The sequence below is a fragment of the Stenotrophomonas sp. JAI102 genome, assembly GCF_013409105.1.
Taxonomy (GTDB): Bacteria; Pseudomonadota; Gammaproteobacteria; order Xanthomonadales; family Xanthomonadaceae; genus Stenotrophomonas; species Stenotrophomonas maltophilia_AA.
The window spans coordinates 281,913-302,137 of sequence record NZ_JACCCI010000002.1; the positions used below are offsets into that span (position 1 = coordinate 281,913).

The following is a 20,225-nucleotide window of genomic DNA, read 5'->3' on the forward strand; positions in this document are numbered from 1 at the left end:
ATTCAGCGGGGCTGGCCGATAATGGCCGGTCTCCAGGACCCCAATGACATGAGCGACATCCTCGATACCATCCTGGCCCGCAAGGCCGAAGAAGTCGCCGCACGCCGTGCCCAGGTGCCGCTGGAGGCGCTGATCGCGCGCGTGGAGCAGGCCCCGCCGGTGCGTGGCTTCGCCGACGCGCTGCGTGCCTCGATCGCCGCCGGCAACCCGGCCGTGATCGCCGAGATCAAGAAGGCCAGCCCGTCCAAGGGCGTGATCCGTCCGGACTTCCATCCGGCCGACATCGCGGTGAGTTACGAGTTCGGTGGCGCCAGCTGCCTGTCGGTGCTGACCGACGTGGATTTCTTCCAGGGCAGCGACGCCTACCTGCAGCAGGCCCATGAAGCCTGCACGCTGCCGGTGCTGCGCAAGGACTTCGTGATCGATGCCTACCAGGTGTACGAAGCGCGCGTGCTCGGCGCCGACTGCATCCTGCTGATCGTGGCTGCGCTGGACGATCGCCAGCTGGCCGAGCTGTCCGACCTGGCCATGCAGCTGGGCATGGACGTGCTGGTCGAAGTGCACGACATCGACGAGCTCGAGCGCGCCATCCAGGTGCCGGTGCCGCTGATCGGCATCAACAACCGCAACCTGCGCACCTTCGAGGTGTCGCTGCAGACCACGCTGGACATGCGCCAGGCCGTTCCGCGCGACCGCCTGCTGGTCACCGAAAGCGGCATCCTCGGCCCGGCCGATGTCACCGTGATGCGCGAGGCGGGGGTCAACGCCTTCCTGGTCGGCGAGGCCTTCATGCGCGTGGAAGAGCCCGGCGAGGGCCTGCGTCAGCTATTCTTCAGCGCATGACAGCGATCTATCCAACGCCGCGCGACGACGCCCCGCTGGTGGTCTTCGACTTCGATCACACCCTGTATGACGGCGATTCCGGCAGCCATCTGTTCGCCTGGCTGATCAAGCGCAACCCGCTGCGGCTGCTGACCGCCCTGGTCGCCACGCCGCTGCTCGGCCCGCTGGTGGCGTTCCTGCCGACCCGCCGCCGCGGCATCTCCGGCTACGTCTGGATCGCCACGTTCGGCCTGCACCGGGCGCGCGAGTTCAACAAGGTGATCGACCGCTACGTGCTCAAGCACGAGGCCGACATCCGCCGCCGGCTGCTGCCGGTCGCGCTGGAGGTCTTCGCCCGGCATCGTGCCGCCGGCGACCGCGTCGTGGTCGCCACCGGCGCCCCACCGGAGCTGGCCCGCGCGATCCTGGCCTTTGTCGCCCATCAGGGCGTGCCGGTGATCGGCAGCGAGGTCGGCCCGTTGCTGGGCGCGGTCATCGCCACCCGCCATTGCCACAACGAAGAAAAGATGCGGATGCTGCGCGAGCGCGGCTATGGCGAGATCGATGTCGCCTACTCCGACAGCAGCGCCGACCTGCCGTTGCTGCTGGCCGCTGCCGCACCGGTCGTGGTCAATCCGAAGGCTTCGCGCGTGGCGTATTTCCGCCAGGTGCTGCCGCCGGGCACCCCCGTGCTCAACTGGGGCTGTGTCGACCGGGCCGGCGATCCGGTCTGATCCGGCGCTGAAACACCCGGGAAGGGCTGAAAAGGTGTCGCGTCCGGCTCAGCCTGCGCGCCACTGCACGACCGCGTGGCCGATCTGGAACAGGCTGATACCGAGCACCAGCACGCCCACGGCGACCAGCACCCAGCGTTCCCTGACCTTTTTGACCAGGATCGCGGCCACCGGCGCGGCCATCATGCCGCCGATCATCAGGCCGGCCACGATGTTCAGGTACTGCACGCCCATGGTCAGCAGGAAGGTGATCGATACTGCCAGCGTCACCACGAACTCGGCCGCATTGACCGTGCCGATGGTGGTGCGCGCCTGGCCGCCGCGGGCGAGCAGGGTGGAGGTCGCCACCGGACCCCAGCCGCCGCCGCCGCTGGCATCCAGCAGGCCGGCCACGAATCCCAGCAGCGGGACGCGCTTCACTTCGCGGGCGGGCAGCATCCGTCCGGCCGCGCGCAGCAGGATGAAGATCGCCAGCACCAGCAGATACATATAGATGAAGGGGCGGATCACGTCACCGGGCAGCTGGGTCAGCACGTAGGCGCCGACCACGCCGCCGACCGCGCCGGGCAGGGCCAGACGCAGGAACAGGCGACGGTCCACGTTGCCGGCGACCAGGTGCGAGACCCCGGAGGCGCCGGTGGTGAAGACTTCAGCGGTATGGATGCTGGCGCTGACCGCCGCCGGCGGCAGGCCCATGCTGAGCAGGACCGAGGAGGACACCAGCCCGAAGGCCATGCCCAGCGCGCCGTCGACCAGCTGCGCGCCGAGGCCGATCAGGATGAACCAATAGAATTCGCTGCCAAGTTCCATGCGAACAGCCTAGCGGTAAATGGGCAGGTAGTGCCGGTCGCTGGCCGGCAACCTCGTCCATGTCGACGGGCATCGGTGTGGATTTGCGTGGTTGCCGGCCAGCGGCCGGCACTACGCGGGCAGGATCAGCGGGTGCCGTACAGCACGACGGTCTTGCCGCGGGCATGCAGCTGCCCGTCGGTCTGCAGCTTCTTAAGCACGCGGCCGGCCATTTCACGCGAGCAGCCGACCAGCCGGGCCAGTTCCTGGCGCGAGACGCGCAGCTGGGTGCCCTGCGGGTGGCTCATCGCCTCCGGCTCGCGCGACAGGTCATGCAGGGTGCGCACGATGCGGTCGGTGACATCCAGGAAGGCCAGGCGGCTGGCTTTCCTGCTGGTGTCGAGCAGGCGCTTGGAAAGCTGCTGGCCGATCGAATAGAGCAGGCGCGGGGCATCGGCCGAAAGCGGCCCCAGGAACAGCTGGTGCAGGCGCTCGTAGCTGATCTCGGCCAGCTCGCAGGGGGTACGGGTGCGCAGGATCACCTCGCGGCGGTCCGATTCGACGAACAGCCCCATCTCGCCGACGAACTCGCCCGACCCGAAGTAGCCCAGCACCAGCTCACGATCGTCATCTTCCTCAGCCATTATTGAGACTGAGCCACTGATCACGTAGTAGAGGGTGCCGGCCGGATCGCCTGGACGGAACACGTCCGTGCGGGCGGGGTAACGGCGGCGATGGCTGTGGGCCAGAAAGCGATCGATTGTTGCGATATCCAGGGCCAATGGGCTTGTGGCAAGGCGCACAGTTGACACGTTGAGGCGCTCCGATTGCTCATGAAGAATTCACGGCTATGTGCCGCGAGCTTAACGATCCGAATTGTTAAGGGCAAACCGAGCACAGGTATTCGTTTCAATGCAAGTTTCGCCACCGATCACTTTGCCCCATACTTGCTTCTTTCCCACCACACACAGGATCGACCGCCGTGGTCAAGCCGTTGCCTCGCCTGAGGTTGCAAGGTTTCAACAACCTCACCAAGGCGCTGAGCTTCAACATCTATGACGTCTGTTACGCCCGCACCGAAGAGGAGCGCCAGCGTTACATCGAATATATTGATGAAGAGTACAACGCCGATAGGCTGACTCAGATCCTGACCGACGTTGCCGAGATCATCGGCGCGAACATCCTGAACGTGGCCCGCCAGGACTACGACCCCCAGGGTGCCTCGGTGACGATCCTGATCTCGGAAGAGCCGGTGATCGACAAGAAGCAGGCCGGCAAGGAGTTGATCTCCGACGCCGTGGTCGCGCACATGGACAAGAGCCACATCACGGTCCATACGTACCCAGAAACCCATCCGCAGGAGGGCATCGCGACGTTCCGCGCGGACATCGATGTGGCCACCTGTGGCGTGATTTCCCCGCTGAAAGCGCTGAACTACCTGATCGAGAGTCTGGAATCGGACATCGTGATCATGGATTACCGCGTGCGTGGCTTCACCCGTGACGTGAAGGGCAAGAAGCACTACATCGACCACAAGATCAACTCGATCCAGAACTTCCTGGCCAAGAACATCAAGTCGCGTTACGAGATGTTCGACGTCAATGTCTACCAGGAAAACATCTTCCACACGAAGATGCACCTGAAGGACTTCGACCTGGATCAGTACCTGTTCGAAGAGAAGGCCAAGAACCTGTCGTTCAAGGAACGCATGAAGATCGAGGCGCTGCTGCGTCGTGAGATCGAAGAGCTGTTCCATGGGCGCAATCTGGCCGAGTAAGGCACGTTGCGATGTCGTCCCGGGCGCTGCCCGGGCGGCCTCGTCCAGGCGGGACGGCCCGCCCTGTGGAACCAGTGTTTGCGCAAAACCCGGTTTCACGGCAGCTACCGACGACGGTCCGGTGTGAAGACACCGGGCCGTTTTGCTTTTGTTAACCCAAGGAATCCCCCATGCCCTGGATCTATCTACTGCTCGCCGGCCTGTTCGAGATCGGCTTCGCCATCGGAATGAAGTACTCCGATGGCTTCAGCAAGCCGCTTCCCACCCTGGCCACCGTCGCCGCCGCGCTGGTCAGCCTGTACCTGATGAGCCAGGCGATGAAATCCATCCCGGTCGGCACCGCCTATGCGATCTGGACCGGCATCGGTGCACTCGGCGTCGCGATGCTGGGCATCGCCCTGTTCGGCGACAGCGCCTCGCCATCGCGGCTGGCCTGCATCGGCCTGATCGTGGCCGGCGTGATCGGCCTGAAGCTGGTCTCTGCCTGATCGTCGCCCGACCAACGGTCGGGCGCTACCGGTGGCAAGCCGGCCCGCAACCCATGCCGCGCGCGCCGTTCCGGTAGGTATCGACCGTTGGTCGATACGCCGTTACACGTTGGTCGATACGCCGTTACAACCGGTACGCGATGGTCTTCATGACCTTGGAGGCCAGCGCCATCACCGACGGAATCGGTGCGGGCAGCTTCCGGGCGCCGGCATGCTCGGCGTGGTCCGCGTGGCGGGCCTCGTCGATCTTCATCACCTTGATCACCTCCCGGCTGCGCAGGTCGGCCGGGGGCAGGGTGTCCAGGTGTTCATCCAGATGCGCTTCGACCTGGCGCTCGGTCTCGACCACGAAGCCCAGGTTCCAGCCGTCGCCACGCAGGCCGGCCAGGCTGCCGATGGTGTAACTGCCGGCATACCAGATCGGGTTGAACAGGCTGGGGCGGCTGTCCAGTTCGCGCAGGCGCTGGGCGCACCAGGCCAGGTGGTCGGTCTCTTCCTGGGCGGCATCGAGCAGGTGGGCACGGGTTTCGGGCTCGCGGGCGACCGCGGCCTGGCCGAAGTACAGGCCCTGGGCGCAGACCTCGCCGACATGGTTGATGCGCATCAGCCCGGCCGCGTGGCGGCGCTCGGGGTCGGCCATCTGCACGTCCGGGGTGGCCTCGGCGGGGTAGGGGCGGCTGGCCGGCGGGTTGCCGAACACGGTATCCAGGGCCCGCTGGGCTTCGGTCAGCAGGTGGTCGAGCGGCGTGATCTGGCGGAGCGCGGTCATGGCAGGCGGTGTCGCGGCGGGGGACTGTCGATTCTCGCCCCCGCGGACCGGCGTGCCAAGCCGGGATCCGGTCAACTTGCATGTGGTGGGCATGGCCAGTACAATCCCGCCTCTTCACAACGCGTGGCAGAGTTCCGGCCGTACTGCGCCGTAATGAGCCCGACCTACTAGAGTTCTTTCATGAGCACTTTCACTGCAAAGTCCGAGACCGTCCAGCGCGACTGGTATCTCGTCGACGCATCCGGCAAGACGCTGGGCCGTCTGTCCACCGAGCTGGCCCGCCGTCTGCGCGGCAAGCACAAGCCGGTTTACACCCCTCACGTTGATACCGGTGATTACCTGGTTGTCATCAATGCAGAAAAGATTGTCGTCACCGGCAACAAGCTGCAGGACAAGCTGTATCACCGTTTCACTGGCTACATCGGCAACCTGAAGACCGAAACTCTGGCCCAGGCGCTTGAGCGCCATCCGGAGCGTGTCATCGAGACCGCCGTCAAGGGCATGCTGCCGAAGGGCCCGCTGGGCCGCGCCATGTACCGCAAGCTCAAGGTGTACTCGGGTTCCGAGCACCCGCACGCCGCTCAGCAGCCTCAGGTTCTGGATATCTAATCATGGCTATCACGCAAAACTACGGCACCGGCCGCCGCAAGTCCTCCACCGCCCGCGTGTTCCTGCGCAAGGGCGCCGGCAACATCACCGTCAATGGCCGTCCGCTGGACGAGTTCTTTGGCCGTGAGACTGCGCGCATGATCGTGCGTCAGCCGCTGGAACTGACCAAGAACACCGAAACCTTCGACATCATGGTCACCGCCGCTGGCGGTGGTACCACGGGTCAGGCCGGTGCGATCCGTCTGGGCATCGCCCGCGCGCTGATCGAATACGACGAAACCCTGAAGTCCGAGCTGCGCAAGGCTGGCTTCATGACCCGTGACGCCCGTGAAGTCGAGCGTAAGAAGGTCGGCCTGCACAAGGCACGTCGCGCCACCCAGTTCTCCAAGCGCTGATCCATCGCGCCTGGCGTGGGATCCTTCGGGATTCCGCTGGGAGGTACGCAAAAGCCCGGCTTCGGCCGGGCTTTTGTCGTTTCCGCGATACGGGTTTCACCTGTGCGGATGACCTGGCCGTCGGATCGGTGTTGCCACCGGTGGCGGTAGCGCCGACCGCTGGTCGGCTGGGACGGTGGCCGCCATGCCCATTGCATGCGGTAGCTGGCAGCCCCCCATCCTCTTACTGGTGAAACAGCCCCCTTGGAGTCCAAGGGGGCGCGCCGGCAGGCGCGGGGATGTGGAGGCAAAGAAGGCTGGCCCCAACCTTGCTTTGCAAGGTTGGGGCACTGGGCGCGCTGCGCCCAGTCAGCCGCCCAAACAAAACAAAAGGCCTGATCTTTCGATCAGGCCTTTTGTTTTGTTTGGCTGCCCCGGATGGATTCGAACCACCGAATGCCTGAGTCAGAGTCAGGTGCCTTACCGCTTGGCGACGGGGCAAAATGTGCGTGCAATTATTGCACTTTCTCCCTGAAAAACCAAGCGGACTTGGTGGCTATGGGTGGACTCGAACCACCGACCCCAGCATTATGAGTGCTGTGCTCTAACCGGCTGAGCTACATAGCCTCAGGGAGCCGGCAATTCTGGAGATGTATTCGGAATCTGTCAACACTTTTTCACCGCGCTTGTGAGTGGACACCGGGCGTGGCACAGTCCCGATCAGTAGATTTTTCTAGGAGTCCGCATCGTGATCGATCCGGACGGCTATCGACCGAACGTCGGTATTGTGCTGATGCGGCAGGATGGGCAGGTTTTCTGGGCACGACGTGTGCGCCGGGATGGCTGGCAGTTCCCGCAGGGCGGCATGAACACCGACGAGACGCCTGTCGAAGCCATGTATCGCGAGTTGCAGGAAGAAACCGGGTTGTTGCCGGAGCACGTTGAAGTGCTCGGGGCGACGCCGGGTTGGCTTCGCTATCGGCTGCCGGCACGGGCCATCCGCCGCAATGAACGGCAGGTCTGTATCGGCCAGAAGCAGGTGTGGTTCCTGCTCCGGCTGGCCGGGGACGAATCCCACGTCACCCTGGACCATACCGACAGCCCGGAGTTCGACCAGTGGCGCTGGGTCGATTTCTGGTACCCGGTGGAACATGTGGTGATGTTCAAGCGGGGCGTCTACGCGCGCGCCCTGCGCCATCTGGCGCCGCTGGCGCGGGGGGTGGCCGGGACGGGGGTGGAATCGATGCCCAAGTCCGCCCAGGAGGCCTGGATGCCGGGCAATGCCGCCGGTCACGACCGGCCGCGCAAACGCACCACGCCCAAGCGGGGTGGCGGTTACTGGCCGCGCAGCAAGGCCAAGGGCGAGCCGGGCGCGGTCTGAGCGATCTGCGGCGGCCCTGAACCGTATCGAGAATGATTCAGGTTCGAAATTGACAACCATTCGCGTTTCCATTGGAATAGCAGCAGGCCAATCCGGGCCTGCCTGCCGAGTCCGCACGTGTACGTCTGCATCTGCAACGGGGTGACCGACCACCAGATCCGCGAAGCCGCGCAGAGCGGTGTCGTGAGCGTGTCCGAGCTGACGATGCGCACCGGCTGCGGCGCCACCTGCGGGTCCTGCCTGGACATGGCGGCGGACCTGCTGGCCAAATTCAGCACCACCCACGATCTGCCGCTGCCCGTCCTGGGCCTGCAAGCCGCCTGAGATCGCTCCCCGCGTCTTGCTAAGTCGCATACGCGCAACTGAGCACGATTCGCGTTCCTTCATGCCTGCGCGCGACGCGCTACAGTGCCCGCGATTCCACGCAGCAGGAGCACGCTCATGAAGGGCGACGCCAAAGTCATCGAATTCCTCAACAAGGTCCTCTACAACGAGCTGACCGCGATCAACCAGTACTTCCTGCACGCCAAGATGCTGAAGAACTGGGGCCTGAAGGAACTCGCCGATCACGAGTACAAGGAATCGATCGAAGAGATGAAGCATGCGGACATCCTGTCCGACCGCATCCTCTTCCTCGAAGGCCTGCCGAACTTCCAGGCCCTGGGCAAGCTGCGCATCGGCGAGAACCCGGCCGAGATCCTGCAGTGCGACCTCAGCCTGGAACGCGATGGCGTGGTCACGCTGCGCGAGGCCGTGGCGTATGCCGATTCGATCGGTGATTACGTCAGCCGCCAGCTGTTCGTGAAAATCCTCGAGTCCGAGGAAGAGCACATCGACTGGCTGGAAACCCAGCTGGACCTGATCAAGCGCATCGGCGAACCGAACTACCTGCTGACCAAGATCGACGACTGAGTCAGCCCTGCAGCGGGGCGCGCAGGCGGGCGTGATAGCCGGCCAGCGCGATCCGTGCACGCGCGAACTCGGCGATCAACAGCGCCACCGCCACGGCGGGGCGCTCCAGCGTGCCGGCACGGGCATCGTGCTCGATCCGCCAGGCCGCGGCCGACAAGGCCATCGCACCCACATTCGCACTGGCTGACTTCAGGCTGTGCGCCAACGCACGCAGCTGGTCCAGGTCCGCCGCGACCGAGGCGTCCTGCAGCTGCCGGATCAAGGGCGGGGTGTCATCGAGGAACACACCGATGATGCGCGCGGTATCCGGACCGATCACCTCCAGCAGTTCGTCGAGCACGTCCTGGTCGAGCACCGGGGCGGGTGACGCGTCGCGCGCGGGAGGCGGTGCGGACGCGTCCGCGCCCTGCGGCGCCGGAGCCGGGGACACGCGGGCCGTGTCGTCGGCCATCGCGTCGTCGGCCATCGCACAGCCCCAGCGCGCCAGCACCGCCTGCAGCGTTTCGCGGTTGATCGGTTTGGAAAGATAGTCGTCCATGCCGGCCTGCAGGCAGCGCTCGCGGTCGCCGGCCATCGCATTGGCGGTCATCGCGACGATCGGCAGGCGCGCCATGCCCTGCGCGGCCTCATGTGCGCGCCAGCGGCGGGTGGCCGCATAGCCATCCAGCACCGGCATCTGGCAATCCATCAGCACCACATCGAACGGCCGGGCGTGCAGCGCCTCCAGTGCCTGCTCGCCCTGCGTGGCGGTCTCCACCTCGCAGCCGAGCACCTGCAGCAGGCGCTGTGCGACCAGCAGGTTGACGCTGTTGTCCTCGACCAGCAGCAACCGCAACGGGAACTGGGGCAGCGCGGTGGGCGAGCCCGCATATTCCACTTCGGCCAGCAGCGCGGCCGGGCGCGCACTGGCCACCACCGGGCGCAGCATCGCGTGCAGCTCGCTCTCGGGCGCCAGCCGCGACAGCGCCGGTCCCGGGCCAAGCGCTTCGGGCGCGGGCGCCTCATCGCCATACAGCCACAGCAGCTTCGCCTCGGGATGCCGGTCATTGCCGGCCACCGCGTTCTGCAGTACCTGGGTGCCAAGACGCAGGCCATCGGTGTCTGCGATCACCCAGGCCAGGACCGGATCGATGCCGCGCCGCTGCGGCGCGCGCAGGACATCGATCGCCTCGGCGCTGGTCTCCACCGTATGCAGGCGCAGGTCATGGTGCTGGGTCACCCGCTCGATGCGCTGGGCCAGCACCGGGTCGCGCGTGATCAGCAGGGCGCGGCGCAGGTTGCCGATCGCCGGCAGGTCGCCGATCACCTTGAGCAGGGGAATCTCGAACCAGAACGTGGCCCCGTGCCCGGGCGTGGAATGCACGCCGATGCGACCCTGCATCAGGTCGATGATGCGCTTGCAGATCGCCAGGCCGAGCCCGGTACCGCCATACAGGCGCGTGGTCGAGGCGTCGGCCTGGCTGAAGGACTGGAACAGGCGCGCCTGCAGCGCGTCGTCGATGCCGATGCCACTGTCGGCGATCTCGAAGCGCAGCTGGTGCTGTGCGTTGGTCTCGCCCTGGCGCTGCACGCGCAGCCGGATCTGGCCACGCTCGGTGAACTTGATCGCGTTGACCAGCAGGTTGCTCAGCACCTGGCGCAGCCGCACCGGGTCGCCCCGGACCGACAGGCGTACCGCCGGGTCCAGCTCGAGCGAGAGTTGCAGGCCCTTGGGATCGGCGGCGCGCTGCATCAACTGCACGAGGCCTTCGAGCAGCTCGCGCAGGTTGAAGGTGGTGATCTCCAGGTTCAGGCCCTTGGCCTCCAGCCGGGAGTAATCGAGGATGTCATCGACGATGCGCAGCAGCTGCTGCGAGCTGGTCGCGGCGGTCTGCAGCATCTGCCGCTGGTCGCTGCCGAGCTGTCCGCGTGCGATCAGGTCGAGCATCGGCAGGATGCCGTTGAGCGGCGTGCGGATCTCGTGGCTCATCGTCGCCAGGAACTCCCCCTTGGCCAGCGCGGCGGCTTCGGCGGCCTGCTTGGCGGTGATCAGTTCCTGTTCGAGCTGGTTCTGCTGCTGCCGGCGCTGCTGCAGCTGATCGCGCTCGAGCACTAACGCCTCATTGCGCCGCTGCAGCAGCTCCAGCGGGTCCTGCGCTTCACGCCAGCGGCGTACCGCCTGGAGGCCGGCGATCAGTGCCAGCACGCCGGTGCCGGCGGCAATGTCGATCCACGGCCCATTGGCACCGATGCGCGCCATCACCGCGGCAGTGGCACACACGGCGGCCGCCGCGGCGCTGATCCAGAGCGAGGCCGGTGTGGGCGAGTGGGGTGGCCGTCCGTGGCGTCCCATGCTCAGAGCACCGAATTCTGGAAGTCGAAGTTCAGTTCGCTGCCGGCGGACTGGACCATGTTGCCCTGGATGAAATCGACCCCGCCGATCCACATCGCCGCCGCGGCCTGCGGATCCTCGATCTGCTGGCCGATGATGCGCAGCCCGGCGCGGTGCGCCCGGTCGATCGCCGCGCGCAGCTCGTCGCGGGTCTGCTGGTTGGTGTGGCTGTTGGAGAAGCGCGCGGCCATGCGGACATACGCCAGCGGCAGTTGCGCCATCAGCGCGTTGGCTTCATCGCCCGGCTCGAACTGGCTCAGGCAGAAGCGCACGCCGGCCGCATGCATGCGCGTGCAGAACTGCTGCAGGGTGACGGTGTGGATCAGCGCATCGGGCAGGCGCACATCGATGACCAGCGCGCTGCCATCGATCTGCCGGCTCGCCAGCGATTCCAGCAGCCAGTCGCCGAAGGCATCGCGGGCCAGCGTGCGCAGCGACTGCGAGACGAACAGGTGCAGGGGGTGCGCAGCGTGTCGATACAGATCCAGCAGACCCAGCGCGTGGTCCAGCACCTGCTGGTCCAGATCGGCGATGCGCCCGGTTGCTTCGGCCGCGGGGATCACCTGGCCGGCGGCCAGCACGCTGCCATCGGCCTGCCGCAGGCGGAGCAGCACCTGGTACTGCGCGGTGTTGCCGCCGGCGACGGCCACGATCGGCTGGTAGGCCAGTTCCAGTTGGCCTTCGAGCAGGGCCAGGTGCTCCTGCGCAGCCACGTCTTCGCGGCGCACATAGGCGGCCACGCCGGCGGTGAGCAGGCGGGCCTGCAGCGTGGTGCGCTCGACTGCTTCCAGCGCGCTGCCCGCATCGGGGAAGCCCGGCGAGAGCTGGGCATGGCCGACCACGCCGCGCAGGTGCACCGATTCGTCATCGCGGATCACGAAGGCGCGCGAGGAGAGCTGCTCGCGCAGCGCATGCGCCATCGCATCCAGCGTGTCCTCGTCGACATCGCGGGCCAGCACCAGGAAGCTGTTGTCGTTCAGGCGCGCCAGCAGATGCGGCCGCGCGGCGTCGGCCAGGCGCTGGCCGGCCTGGGCCATCAGCCGTTCGAACGCGGCATAGCCATAGCGCTCGCGCAGGCCGAGCGCGCTGGCGATCTCGATGAAAAACAGGCCGCCGCGATCGCGATGGTTGAGCGACGCGCCGAGCTGCTGCATCACGTGGTGGCGGGTCGGCAGCCCCGTTTCCGGGTTGTTGATGGCCGGCGCCCCATCCGTGCCCGCCTGCGAGGCTGCCTGTGCGCGTGCGCGGCGGATCCGGTTGGAGACCGCCGCGATCAGATGGCGCGGGCGGATCGGCTTGCTGAGGAAATCATCGGCGCCGCTGTCGAGCACTTCGAATTGACGCTCCGGATCCGGGTCGCCACTGAGGAACACGATCGGCAGCAGCTGCTGGCCGGGTTGCTGGCGGATCAGCGCGGTCAGGCGCATGCCATCCAGCCCGGGCAGGTGCAGATCCATGAGGATCAGGTCCGGCCGATGCTCGGCGATCGCCTGCTGCACGCCCTCGGCATCGCCGTGCACCAGTGCCTCCATGCCGGCACCGTGCAGCACGCTCTGCGCGAACAGGGCCTGCGAACGGTCGTCTTCGACGATCAGCACGCGGTACGGAGCGTCGATGCCCGGCGGCGGCAGGGTGCCGGTCCCGGCGTGCAGCGGCGGCAGCAGGGGCGGCGGGCTGGCCGGGGCCGGCGTGAACGCGACGACATTGCTGTGGGCCGCGGGGGCGGGCGAGGGCGGGCTCTGCCAGCGCTGCCAGTGGTCGGCCGGCGGCGTTTCAGCGCACACGGCGCGGGCGGAGGCAACAACGTTGTCGTGAACGGCCATCAGTACTCCCAGTCTGCGCCGCAATTATGCGATGAACGCCCACAGGCAGGGCGCGCATTACCGTGGCAGGGTTCCCGGTTTGACCTGCGCCTGGCCGCCGTCGGCCTGACGCATCAGCCAGCGCATGCCTTTCCACAGCGTCCGCCAGATCATCCACACGATCAGCGCGCCGATCAGGCTGCACGCCACCACCAGGATCAGGGCCAGCCAGGGGTGCGCCAGCGCGAGCGCCAGGCCGCCGACCACCACGGTGTCCTCCGCCGCAGAGGCCATCCAGTTGCTGGCCGGTTCGGGCGAGGTGTTGAGCAGGGCGCGGGTGCCGGATTTAAGCCCATGGCTGGCCAGCGCGACGCCGGCCCCGGCAACCAGCGCGGTGCCGCTGAGCTCACCCGTGGGCGAGAGCGTCGCGGCGGCCAGGAACGCACCGGCCGGTACCCGGGCCAGGGTCTGGACCAGGTCCCAGGCCGAATCGACCCCGGGAATCTTGTCGGCGAAGAACTCGGCGATGGCCAGTGCGGCCGAGGTGCCCAGCACCCACCACGATTCCGTGGCCTGCAGCGCAGGGGGCAGGTCGACCCAGCCGAGCAGCCCGGCCAGGCCGACGCCGAACACGGTGAGGTACACGCGGATCCCGGCCAGCCAGGCCAGCAGGATGCCGATCACGAACAGGTGGGCTTCGGTCATGGCACGCGCTCCGGCTGCAGAATGTGCACAGGCGCACACTATCGGGGATGACGTCCATGAACGCCACTGCCCCGATCCCGGACCTGCGCGGACAAGGCCTTTTCCCTGACTTACACTAGCGCGTCGTTCCAGACAGGGGCCGTTGCGACAGCGCCCGCAGGCGCGGTCGCCCAGGACTGCCATGAATAAACCCGCACCTTCCCGCATCCAGATCCGCCGGCCGGGCATGCCGCCCGTGCAGGACCGCAAGCGCCTGCTGGTGCTGGGCGGAGCGTGGCTGTTGTCGCTGGTCCTGGCCGTGCTGCTCGGCGCCTGGCTGGGCTCGCCCGGCGGCGACGTCGGCACCCAGCTCAAGGCGGCCGAGACCCGCAACGAGCGCCTCCAGCAGCAGCTCATCGAACTGCAGCAGCGCCAGGCGACCCTGCAGGCTTCCGACCGCATCAGCCGCGCCGCCAACAACGAGGTCCAGACGTCGCTGGGCGAGCGCGACGAAGAGATCGCCGGCCTGCGCGCCGACGTGGCCTTCTACGAGCGGCTGGTCGGTGCGACCAGCCAGCGCAAGGGCCTGAACACCCATTCGGTGGAATTCTCGCCGGAAACGGGCGGCACCTGGCAGTACGCCGTGGTGCTGACCCAGAACCTGAACCGCGGGGCGATCAGCCAGGGGCAGATGCGCTTCACGGTGGAGGGGGTCAAGGACGGCAAGCTGACCTCGGTCAGCTGGGACGAGCTGCACCAGCGCACCAAGGTGCCGGGCCAGGACTATTCCTTCCGGTACTTCCAGCAGCTCACCGGCAGTGTGATGCTGCCGCAAGGCTTCACCCCGCAACGTGTGCGGGTCACGCTGGGATCGGGCGCGGGGGGCGCCACCCAGGTATTCGATTGGAAGCAGGCCGGAGCACCGGCGGCATCGGCAAAAGAAGGGGAGTAAGCCCATGTTTGGCAGCAACAAGTCCAACCGCGACGGACATCTGGTCGTGGACGCGCTGATCGGCGCGCAGGTGGTGATCCGCGGGGACGTGGAATTCAGTGGTGGCCTGTACGTGGAAGGCACCATCCTGGGCAAGGTGATCGCCCAGGACGGCGCCAGCAACGCCACCCTGACGGTGGCCGAGCACGGCGCCATCGAGGGCGAGATCCGCGCCCAGGTCGTGGTCATCAGCGGCCGCCTGGACGGAGACGTGCATGCCACCGAGCGGGTCGAGCTGACCCCGAGCGCCCGGGTGACGGGCAACATCCACTACCAGATGGTGGAAATGCACGCCGGCGCCCAGCTGACCGGCCGCCTGATCCACAGCTCGGCGCAGATGGCCCTGCCGCCGCCGTCCGGGGAAGCGGACGAGGGCAAGGGCAAGGACAAGGACACCGCCGCCCGCAAGAAGCTGGCCGAGGCGATGGCCTGAACTTGAAAGCGTGCTCATGCGGCCCCATGCTGGGGGCATGAGCACGCTTGTTTCCCTGCCCGGCGCACCCGCCGCCGCGCCGAACTACCAGTCCCTGGACCGTCCGCTGAACTTCACCGAGGCCGCCGCGGCCAAGGTCAAGGAGCTGATCCAGGATGAGGGCAACGCTGCCCTCGCCCTGCGCGTCTACATCGAAGGCGGTGGCTGTTCCGGCTTCCAGTACGGCTTCGAGTTCGATGAGAACCGGGCCGAGGACGATCTGGCCGTGGATACCGCCGGCGTCACCCTGCTGGTGGATCCGCTGAGCCTGCAGTACCTGATGGGCGCCGAGGTCGATTACACCGAAAGCCTGACCGGCGCGCAGTTCGTGATCCGCAATCCGAACGCGAAGACCACCTGCGGCTGCGGCAGCAGTTTCAGCATGTGATGCGCGCGCAACCGGCGCAATGCCGGTTGCCGCTTGCCAGTCCCGCCGAATGTGGGCAGGCTCTTGCGATGTCAAATTTCTCTTCGCAGCTTTCCGGTTTCGCCTTCGTCAGCGAGCCGCTGGAGCGCGCCGATACCCTGCGCGATGACGCCGATGCGTTGTCGCGGCTGTGGCCGGACGCGCGCGTACTGATACTCGATCAGGATGGCACGGCCCTGGCCGGCGATGACGGTCAGCCGCTGCCACTGACCGGCGCCGATCTGGGCGGTGGCCCGGGCACCGCGATCTTCCTCGGCCTGCGCGGCGAGCAGGCATGGTTCTCGATGGAGGCCGCCGGGCTGTCGGTGACGGCGCCGCAGCGGGTCGACCTGCGCCAGTCCGCCGCCACCTGGTCCATCGCCGATTCCACCGCCTTCTGTTATGCCCGCGGCATGTCCTACTGGCAGTCGCGCACGCGCTTCTGCGGGGTATGCGGCGGCGCGGTGACCTTCAGCCGCAGCGGCTTCGTCGGCCGCTGCAGCCAGTGCGCCACCGAGCACTACCCGCGCGTGGATCCGGCGGTGATCGTCGCCGTGGAGAACCAGGGCAGGCTGCTGCTCGGCCGCCAGGCCAACTGGGCCCCGCGCCGGTATTCGGTGCTGGCCGGTTTCGTGGAACCCGGCGAATCGCTGGAGCAGACGGTGGTCCGTGAGGTCTTCGAAGAGAGCCGGGTGCGCGTGCGCGAGTGCCGCTACTTGGGCACCCAGCCGTGGCCGTTCCCCGGCGCACTGATGCTGGGCTTCGCCGCCACGGCCGAAGACGACGTGCCGACCGTGAACGGGGAGCTGGAAGATGCACGCTGGTTCACCGCCGAGGAAGTGGGCGCGGCGCTGGCCCGGGATGTCGAAGACGACGGCGAAGGCATCCGCCTGTCCCCGCCGATCTCGATCTCGCGCAGCCTGATCGAGCACTGGTACCAGCAGCAGGTCGCCTGACCGTCGCCTGCCGTTGCCGCAGGCTGAACACGCGGCGCGGTACATTACCAACGGCCCGGGGAATTGCCGGGCCGCAAGGCATAGTAGCGGCGCGTTCCACGTCCCGAGCCGGAGGCTTACATGTTCACCACCCTGGTCGCCGTGCTGGTTGCCTTGGCCCTGGGCCATGTCGCGCCGGGCGCGGCCGTCGCGCTGCGGCGCTTCGGCCTCTATCGGCGCTGGCTGCAGTGGCTGGATCGGCATGCCGCCGAGGACGGGGCCTGGCGCGGCCGCAAGGGCGCCTGGCTGGCGGTGCTGCCGTTCGTGGCCGTGCTGGGCCTGCTCCAGTGGCTGTTCGATGACCGCATCTACGGCCTGCCTTCGCTGTTGCTGGGGGTGCTGGTGCTGGTGATGTGCTGGGGCCCGCGCGATCTGGACCGCGATGTCGAGGCGGTGATCGATGCCGATGACGCCCACGCGCGCCACCTCGCGATCACGCAGCTGCAGTCGGCCGGTGGCAGCCTGCACGAAGACGTGCCCTCGCTGGTCGAAGCCACCGTGCTCAACGCGCTGCGACGCTGGTTCGCGGTGCTGTTCTGGTTCCTGCTGCTGGGCCCGGTCGGCGCGCTGCTGTATCGCCTGCTGGCGCTGCTCTCGGTGGGCCCGATGCGGTCGCTGGCCAGCGTGGAGACGGTTGCCGGTGCGCGCGTGGTGCTGTCCTGGCTGGAGTGGCCGGTGGCGCAGCTGATGTCGGTGTCGATGGCGCTGGTCGGCAATTTCGATACGGCCTTCAAGGCCTGGCGCGAGGCGCATGGCAACCAGTGGTCGGCCTCCACACATTTCCTCGGCGCGGTCGCGCGGGCAAGCGTGAGTGCCGAACTGCGCGAGGATGCGCACGATTACAGCGATGCGGGCATGGTGCCGGTGTGGCGTCGCCTGCCGGAACTGCGCGATGCGATGAGCCTGGTGTGGCGCATGTTGCTGCTGTGGATGGCGGTGCTGGCGCTGCTGGTGATCGCTGGCTGGGTCACCTAGCCGTACCGGTCAGCCCGGCGCCAACCAGGTAAAGGGGACCCACGGCAGGTTGCGTGCGATCCAGTACGCGGGCAGCAGGATCAGCCAGAAGGCGGGCTTCATCAGCAGCATGATCAACGGCTGCAGCGCGCGTGGCCGCCAGCCCAGTGTCCAACCGATCACCAGCGGGGCGATGGCCAGCATCAGCATGGCCAGGGGATTCATCGAGAACGCGGTGACCACATCGCCATGGGCCAGCGCGTGCAGGGCACGCGTCAGCCCACAGCCGATGCAGTAATAGCCGGTGACCGCCAGAAAGCTGCACGGCGGGAACGGACTGCTGGCGCTGTTGGGGTCGTAGTGCCGCAGCACCCAGAACCCCGCACCGGCCGCCACTGCGGCCGGTGGCAGCAACGCCAGCAACCAGCGCTTGCCGTGCAGCGCAGGCATCAGCTGTTGCTTTCGATCTGCTGCTGGAACTGCTGCATCTGCTCCATGTAACCGTCCACGCCCATGAAGGCGAGCGAGATCACGAACAGCACCACGCCGGCGATCAGGAAGCCGGTGGTGACCCACGCCCAGATCTTGGCGTTCTTGGAAGCACGACGCGCGCCTTCCAGGTCACCCTGGTTGAGCAGGCCGTTGACCTTGCTGGCGAACACGATCGCGACCACGCCGGTAACGATGCCCGGGAAGCTCAGGCACGACAGGCAGCACACGAAGAACGCCAGGATGGTGACGACGATCGACCAGATCAGGTGATTCGGAACGCTGCCCGGGGCGGGCGGCAGGGGGGCGGCGGTGGCATTCATCAGCGAAGCTCCATTTGCTTGGGTGGGTGTATAAGCGCGGGCGGGGTGCCCCGGGCGGTAATCTAACCGATGTACGCACGTCCATGTATACGGTTACATGGAGGCAGGGAGGGGCTCAGGCCTGATCGCCGCGAAGGTGCCTGACCTGCGTTTCCAGCATTGGCGCGGTGGCGACGTCGCCCGCGACCGGCGCGGATGCGACCACCTCGACGTGCGCGCGGAAGCGGCGGGGCACGCGCATGCGTCCCAACCGCGTGTCGCGCCGGCTCCACATGCTCGACCACATCCCGCGCAGCGCCATCGGCACCACGGGGACCAGGCGGCGCTCCAGGATCTTTTCCACGCCCGATTTGAACGCACCCATCTGACCATCGCGGGTCAGTGCGCCCTCGGGGAAGATGCAGACCAGCTCGCCCTCGGCCAGCGCCTTGTCGACTTCGTCGAACGCGGCCTGCATCAGCGCCGGATCCTCGCGCGCACCGGCGATCGGGATCGCCTTGGCGGTGCGGAAGATCCAGCGCATCACCGGGATGTTGAAGATCTTGTAATACATGACGAAGCGCACCGGCCGCGGGATCGTGGCCGACAGGATCAGCGCGTCCATGTAGCTGACGTGGTTGCACACGATCAGCGCCGCGCCCTCGTCCGGCACGTGGGTCTCGATCCCGTGCAGGCGCAGCCGGTACAGCGCGCGCACCATCACCCAGCTGAGAAAGCGCATCAGGAATTCGGGCACGATCGTGAAGATGTAGATCGCCACCACCGCATTGGCGATCGCCAGCGCCAGGAACAATTGGGGAATGGACCAGTCCAGCACGCGCTGGGTCAGCAGGCCAAGACCCGCTGCGAGCACGATGAAGCCGGAGTTCTGGATGTTGAGCGCGGCGAACACGCGCGACATCTCCGACTTGGCGGTGCGGCTCTGGATCAGGGCGAACAGCGGCACCACGAAGAAGCCGGTGAACAGGCCGATGCCGATCAGGTCGATGATGATGCGCGCGCTGCCCGGGGCCTGCACGAACTGCCAGATCGACAGCCCCGCGGCGGCCGATTCGCCGGCGCGCGCGAAGTACAGGTCGAGCATGAAGGCGGTCATGCCGAAGGCGCCCAACGGCACCAGGCCGATCTCCACGGTCCGCCCGGACAGCTTCTCGCACAGGAGCGAGCCGGTGCCGGTGCCCAGCGAGAACAGCGCCAGCGCGAAGATGTAGAGGAGGGAGCCGCCACCGAGGTTCACCTCGGCATACGTCGGCAGCTGCGAGGTCAGCATGGTGCCGACGAACCAGAACCAGGACACGCCGAGGATCGCGTTGCGCACGGCCTTCTGCTTCTTGGCCATGCGCAGCACCGCCAGCGATTCGGGCAGCGGGTTCCAGTGGATCTTCAGGTCCGGCGCACCCGCATCGACCTTGGGGATCATCCGTGCGGTCAGGTTGCCAGCCACGGCGAGTACGATCACGGCGGTCGCGGCCACGATCGGGCCATGGCTGCCGGACAGGGCGAAGATCAGGCCGCCGGCGATCATGCCGGTCAGGATCGACAGCGAGGTGCCCATCTCGACCAGGCCGTTGCCGCCGGTCAGCTCCTCGGGCTTGAGGATCGACGGCAGCACCGAGTACTTCACCGGCCCGAACAGGGTGGACTGCATGCCGGTGCAGAACAGCGCGACCAGCAGCACCGGCATGCTCTCGGTCAGGAAACCGAGCGCGGCCAGCGACATGATCGCGATCTCCATGGTGGTGGTGATCACGATCAGCCGCGATTTCTCCAGCTTCTCCGCGATCTGGCCGGCCAGCGCCGAGAACAGGAAGTACGGCAGGATGAAGATCGCCGGGGCCAGGTTGGTATACAGCGAGCGCTCTTCGATCGGCGTGCCGAGGAAGAACAGCAGCGCGATGATGGCCTGGCGGTAGACGTTGTCGTTGAACGCGCCCAGCGACTGGACGATGAAAAACGGCAGGAAACGGCGTTGCCTGAGCAGAGCGAACTGACTATGGCCGGACATGGAGACTCCTTGCGAACCGGCGCAGCCTAGCATTCTCCCTGTTGGCGCAGCATGGCAGCGCCGCGGCAAGGCGCAGGC

The 20,225-nt window shown here is 67.0% G+C and carries 23 protein-coding genes and 2 tRNA genes; 14 read left to right on the plus strand and 11 right to left on the minus strand.

The features are described 5' to 3' along the window. The first annotated feature begins 48 nt into the window (after positions 1–48). Both trpC and HDC96_RS09885 read left to right on the plus strand, forming a co-directional pair. Positions 49–843: an indole-3-glycerol phosphate synthase TrpC gene (gene trpC, locus HDC96_RS09880; RefSeq protein ID WP_179459848.1), complete on the plus strand. Its 795-nt coding sequence runs from the start codon at positions 49–51 to the stop codon at positions 841–843. After that, positions 840–1,556, plus strand: a complete 717-nt coding sequence (locus HDC96_RS09885) for a haloacid dehalogenase-like hydrolase (RefSeq protein WP_179459849.1) — start codon at positions 840–842, stop codon at positions 1,554–1,556. Before trpC ends, HDC96_RS09885 begins: the two co-directional genes overlap by 4 nt. A 48-nt stretch (positions 1,557–1,604) precedes the next feature. Here HDC96_RS09885 and HDC96_RS09890 read toward each other — a convergent pair whose 3' ends face one another. After that, a complete protein-coding gene (locus HDC96_RS09890; RefSeq protein ID WP_179459850.1) occupies positions 1,605–2,366 on the minus strand; it encodes a sulfite exporter TauE/SafE family protein in 762 nt (253 codons plus the stop codon). Positions 2,367–2,491: 125 nt separating this feature from the next. After that, complete coding sequence (gene crp, locus HDC96_RS09895; protein ID WP_088433580.1) at positions 2,492–3,157, minus strand: cAMP-activated global transcriptional regulator CRP; 666 nt, start codon at positions 3,155–3,157, stop codon at positions 2,492–2,494. Positions 3,158–3,327: 170 nt separating this feature from the next. Between crp and speD the strand changes: the two genes are divergently transcribed. Both speD and sugE read left to right on the plus strand, forming a co-directional pair. Then, complete coding sequence (gene speD / locus HDC96_RS09900; protein WP_019185315.1) at positions 3,328–4,122, plus strand: adenosylmethionine decarboxylase; 795 nt, start codon at positions 3,328–3,330, stop codon at positions 4,120–4,122. Between the two features lie 170 nt (positions 4,123–4,292). Continuing rightward, positions 4,293–4,610, plus strand: a complete 318-nt coding sequence (gene sugE, locus HDC96_RS09905; protein ID WP_179459851.1) for a quaternary ammonium compound efflux SMR transporter SugE — start codon at positions 4,293–4,295, stop codon at positions 4,608–4,610. 124 nt (positions 4,611–4,734) lie between these two features. On the opposite strand, the gene coq7 is transcribed toward sugE, so the two are convergent. Beyond that, complete coding sequence (gene coq7, locus HDC96_RS09910) at positions 4,735–5,379, minus strand: 2-polyprenyl-3-methyl-6-methoxy-1,4-benzoquinone monooxygenase (protein WP_179459852.1); 645 nt, start codon at positions 5,377–5,379, stop codon at positions 4,735–4,737. Between the two features lie 180 nt (positions 5,380–5,559). Here coq7 and rplM point away from each other — a divergent pair, with 180 nt between their 5' ends. Then, a complete protein-coding gene (gene rplM / locus HDC96_RS09915) occupies positions 5,560–5,988 on the plus strand; it encodes a 50S ribosomal protein L13 (RefSeq protein WP_038685795.1) in 429 nt (142 codons plus the stop codon). 2 nt (positions 5,989–5,990) lie between these two features. Then, positions 5,991–6,383 carry a 30S ribosomal protein S9 gene (gene rpsI, locus HDC96_RS09920; RefSeq protein ID WP_019185318.1) on the plus strand — a complete coding sequence of 131 codons (393 nt, stop codon included), beginning with the start codon at positions 5,991–5,993 and terminating at the stop codon, positions 6,381–6,383. Between the two features lie 405 nt (positions 6,384–6,788). Here rpsI and HDC96_RS09925 read toward each other — a convergent pair. Together HDC96_RS09925 and HDC96_RS09930 are read right to left on the minus strand one after the other, a co-directional pair. Further along, positions 6,789–6,863 (minus strand) — tRNA-Gln (locus HDC96_RS09925). 49 nt (positions 6,864–6,912) lie between these two features. Continuing rightward, positions 6,913–6,989, minus strand: a tRNA-Met gene (locus tag HDC96_RS09930). 121 nt (positions 6,990–7,110) lie between these two features. On the opposite strand from HDC96_RS09930, the gene HDC96_RS09935 reads away from it, so the two are divergent. The 3 genes from HDC96_RS09935 to bfr all read left to right on the plus strand — a co-directional run bounded on the left by HDC96_RS09935 (position 7,111) and on the right by bfr (position 8,655). After that, positions 7,111–7,743, plus strand: a complete 633-nt coding sequence (locus HDC96_RS09935) for an RNA pyrophosphohydrolase (protein ID WP_179459853.1) — start codon at positions 7,111–7,113, stop codon at positions 7,741–7,743. Positions 7,744–7,860: 117 nt separating this feature from the next. Next, positions 7,861–8,067 (plus strand): (2Fe-2S)-binding protein, encoded by a 207-nt coding sequence (locus tag HDC96_RS09940; RefSeq protein ID WP_179459854.1) that lies wholly within the window; start codon positions 7,861–7,863, stop codon positions 8,065–8,067. Between the two features lie 117 nt (positions 8,068–8,184). Further along, the gene (gene bfr / locus HDC96_RS09945) at positions 8,185–8,655 is read left to right on the plus strand and encodes a bacterioferritin (RefSeq protein WP_179459855.1); all 471 of its coding nucleotides are present in this window, start codon (positions 8,185–8,187) and stop codon (positions 8,653–8,655) included. A 1-nt stretch (position 8,656) separates the two neighbouring features. On the opposite strand, the gene HDC96_RS09950 is transcribed toward bfr, so the two are convergent. From HDC96_RS09950 to HDC96_RS09960, 3 genes are read right to left on the minus strand one after another with little or no spacing between them, the layout of a single operon-like run. After that, positions 8,657–10,987, minus strand: coding sequence for an ATP-binding protein (locus tag HDC96_RS09950; RefSeq protein ID WP_257018685.1), 2,331 nt, complete (start codon positions 10,985–10,987; stop codon positions 8,657–8,659). Positions 10,988–10,989: 2 nt separating this feature from the next. Next, positions 10,990–12,849, minus strand: coding sequence for an EAL domain-containing response regulator (locus tag HDC96_RS09955; RefSeq protein ID WP_179459856.1), 1,860 nt, complete (start codon positions 12,847–12,849; stop codon positions 10,990–10,992). 57 nt (positions 12,850–12,906) lie between these two features. Beyond that, a complete protein-coding gene (locus tag HDC96_RS09960) occupies positions 12,907–13,533 on the minus strand; it encodes a DUF4126 domain-containing protein (protein ID WP_179459857.1) in 627 nt (208 codons plus the stop codon). 181 nt (positions 13,534–13,714) lie between these two features. Here HDC96_RS09960 and HDC96_RS09965 point away from each other — a divergent pair, with 181 nt between their 5' ends. The 5 genes from HDC96_RS09965 to ampE all read left to right on the plus strand — a co-directional run bounded on the left by HDC96_RS09965 (position 13,715) and on the right by ampE (position 17,351). Next, entirely contained in the window at positions 13,715–14,464 is a 750-nt protein-coding gene (locus HDC96_RS09965; RefSeq protein WP_179459858.1) for a DUF6776 family protein, read from the plus strand. A gap of 4 nt (positions 14,465–14,468) precedes the next feature. After that, a complete protein-coding gene (locus HDC96_RS09970) occupies positions 14,469–14,936 on the plus strand; it encodes a polymer-forming cytoskeletal protein (protein ID WP_179459859.1) in 468 nt (155 codons plus the stop codon). Between the two features lie 37 nt (positions 14,937–14,973). Further along, a complete protein-coding gene (erpA, locus tag HDC96_RS09975) occupies positions 14,974–15,363 on the plus strand; it encodes an iron-sulfur cluster insertion protein ErpA (RefSeq protein WP_019185327.1) in 390 nt (129 codons plus the stop codon). 68 nt (positions 15,364–15,431) lie between these two features. Beyond that, entirely contained in the window at positions 15,432–16,337 is a 906-nt protein-coding gene (nudC, locus tag HDC96_RS09980; RefSeq protein WP_176987974.1) for an NAD(+) diphosphatase, read from the plus strand. A 120-nt stretch (positions 16,338–16,457) separates the two neighbouring features. After that, on the plus strand, positions 16,458–17,351 hold the full coding sequence (gene ampE, locus HDC96_RS09985) for a regulatory signaling modulator protein AmpE (RefSeq protein WP_179459860.1): 894 nt from the start codon (positions 16,458–16,460) through the stop codon (positions 17,349–17,351). A gap of 9 nt (positions 17,352–17,360) precedes the next feature. Here ampE and HDC96_RS09990 read toward each other — a convergent pair whose 3' ends face one another. The 3 genes from HDC96_RS09990 to HDC96_RS10000 all read right to left on the minus strand — a co-directional run bounded on the left by HDC96_RS09990 (position 17,361) and on the right by HDC96_RS10000 (position 20,147). After that, positions 17,361–17,780: a DUF2752 domain-containing protein gene (locus HDC96_RS09990; RefSeq protein ID WP_179459861.1), complete on the minus strand. Its 420-nt coding sequence runs from the start codon at positions 17,778–17,780 to the stop codon at positions 17,361–17,363. After that, entirely contained in the window at positions 17,780–18,142 is a 363-nt protein-coding gene (locus tag HDC96_RS09995; RefSeq protein ID WP_179459862.1) for a CD225/dispanin family protein, read from the minus strand. Before HDC96_RS09995 ends, HDC96_RS09990 begins: the two co-directional genes overlap by 1 nt. Before the next feature lie 115 nt (positions 18,143–18,257). Further along, on the minus strand, positions 18,258–20,147 hold the full coding sequence (locus tag HDC96_RS10000) for an MFS transporter (protein WP_179459863.1): 1,890 nt from the start codon (positions 20,145–20,147) through the stop codon (positions 18,258–18,260). Positions 20,148–20,225 lie beyond the last annotated feature (78 nt).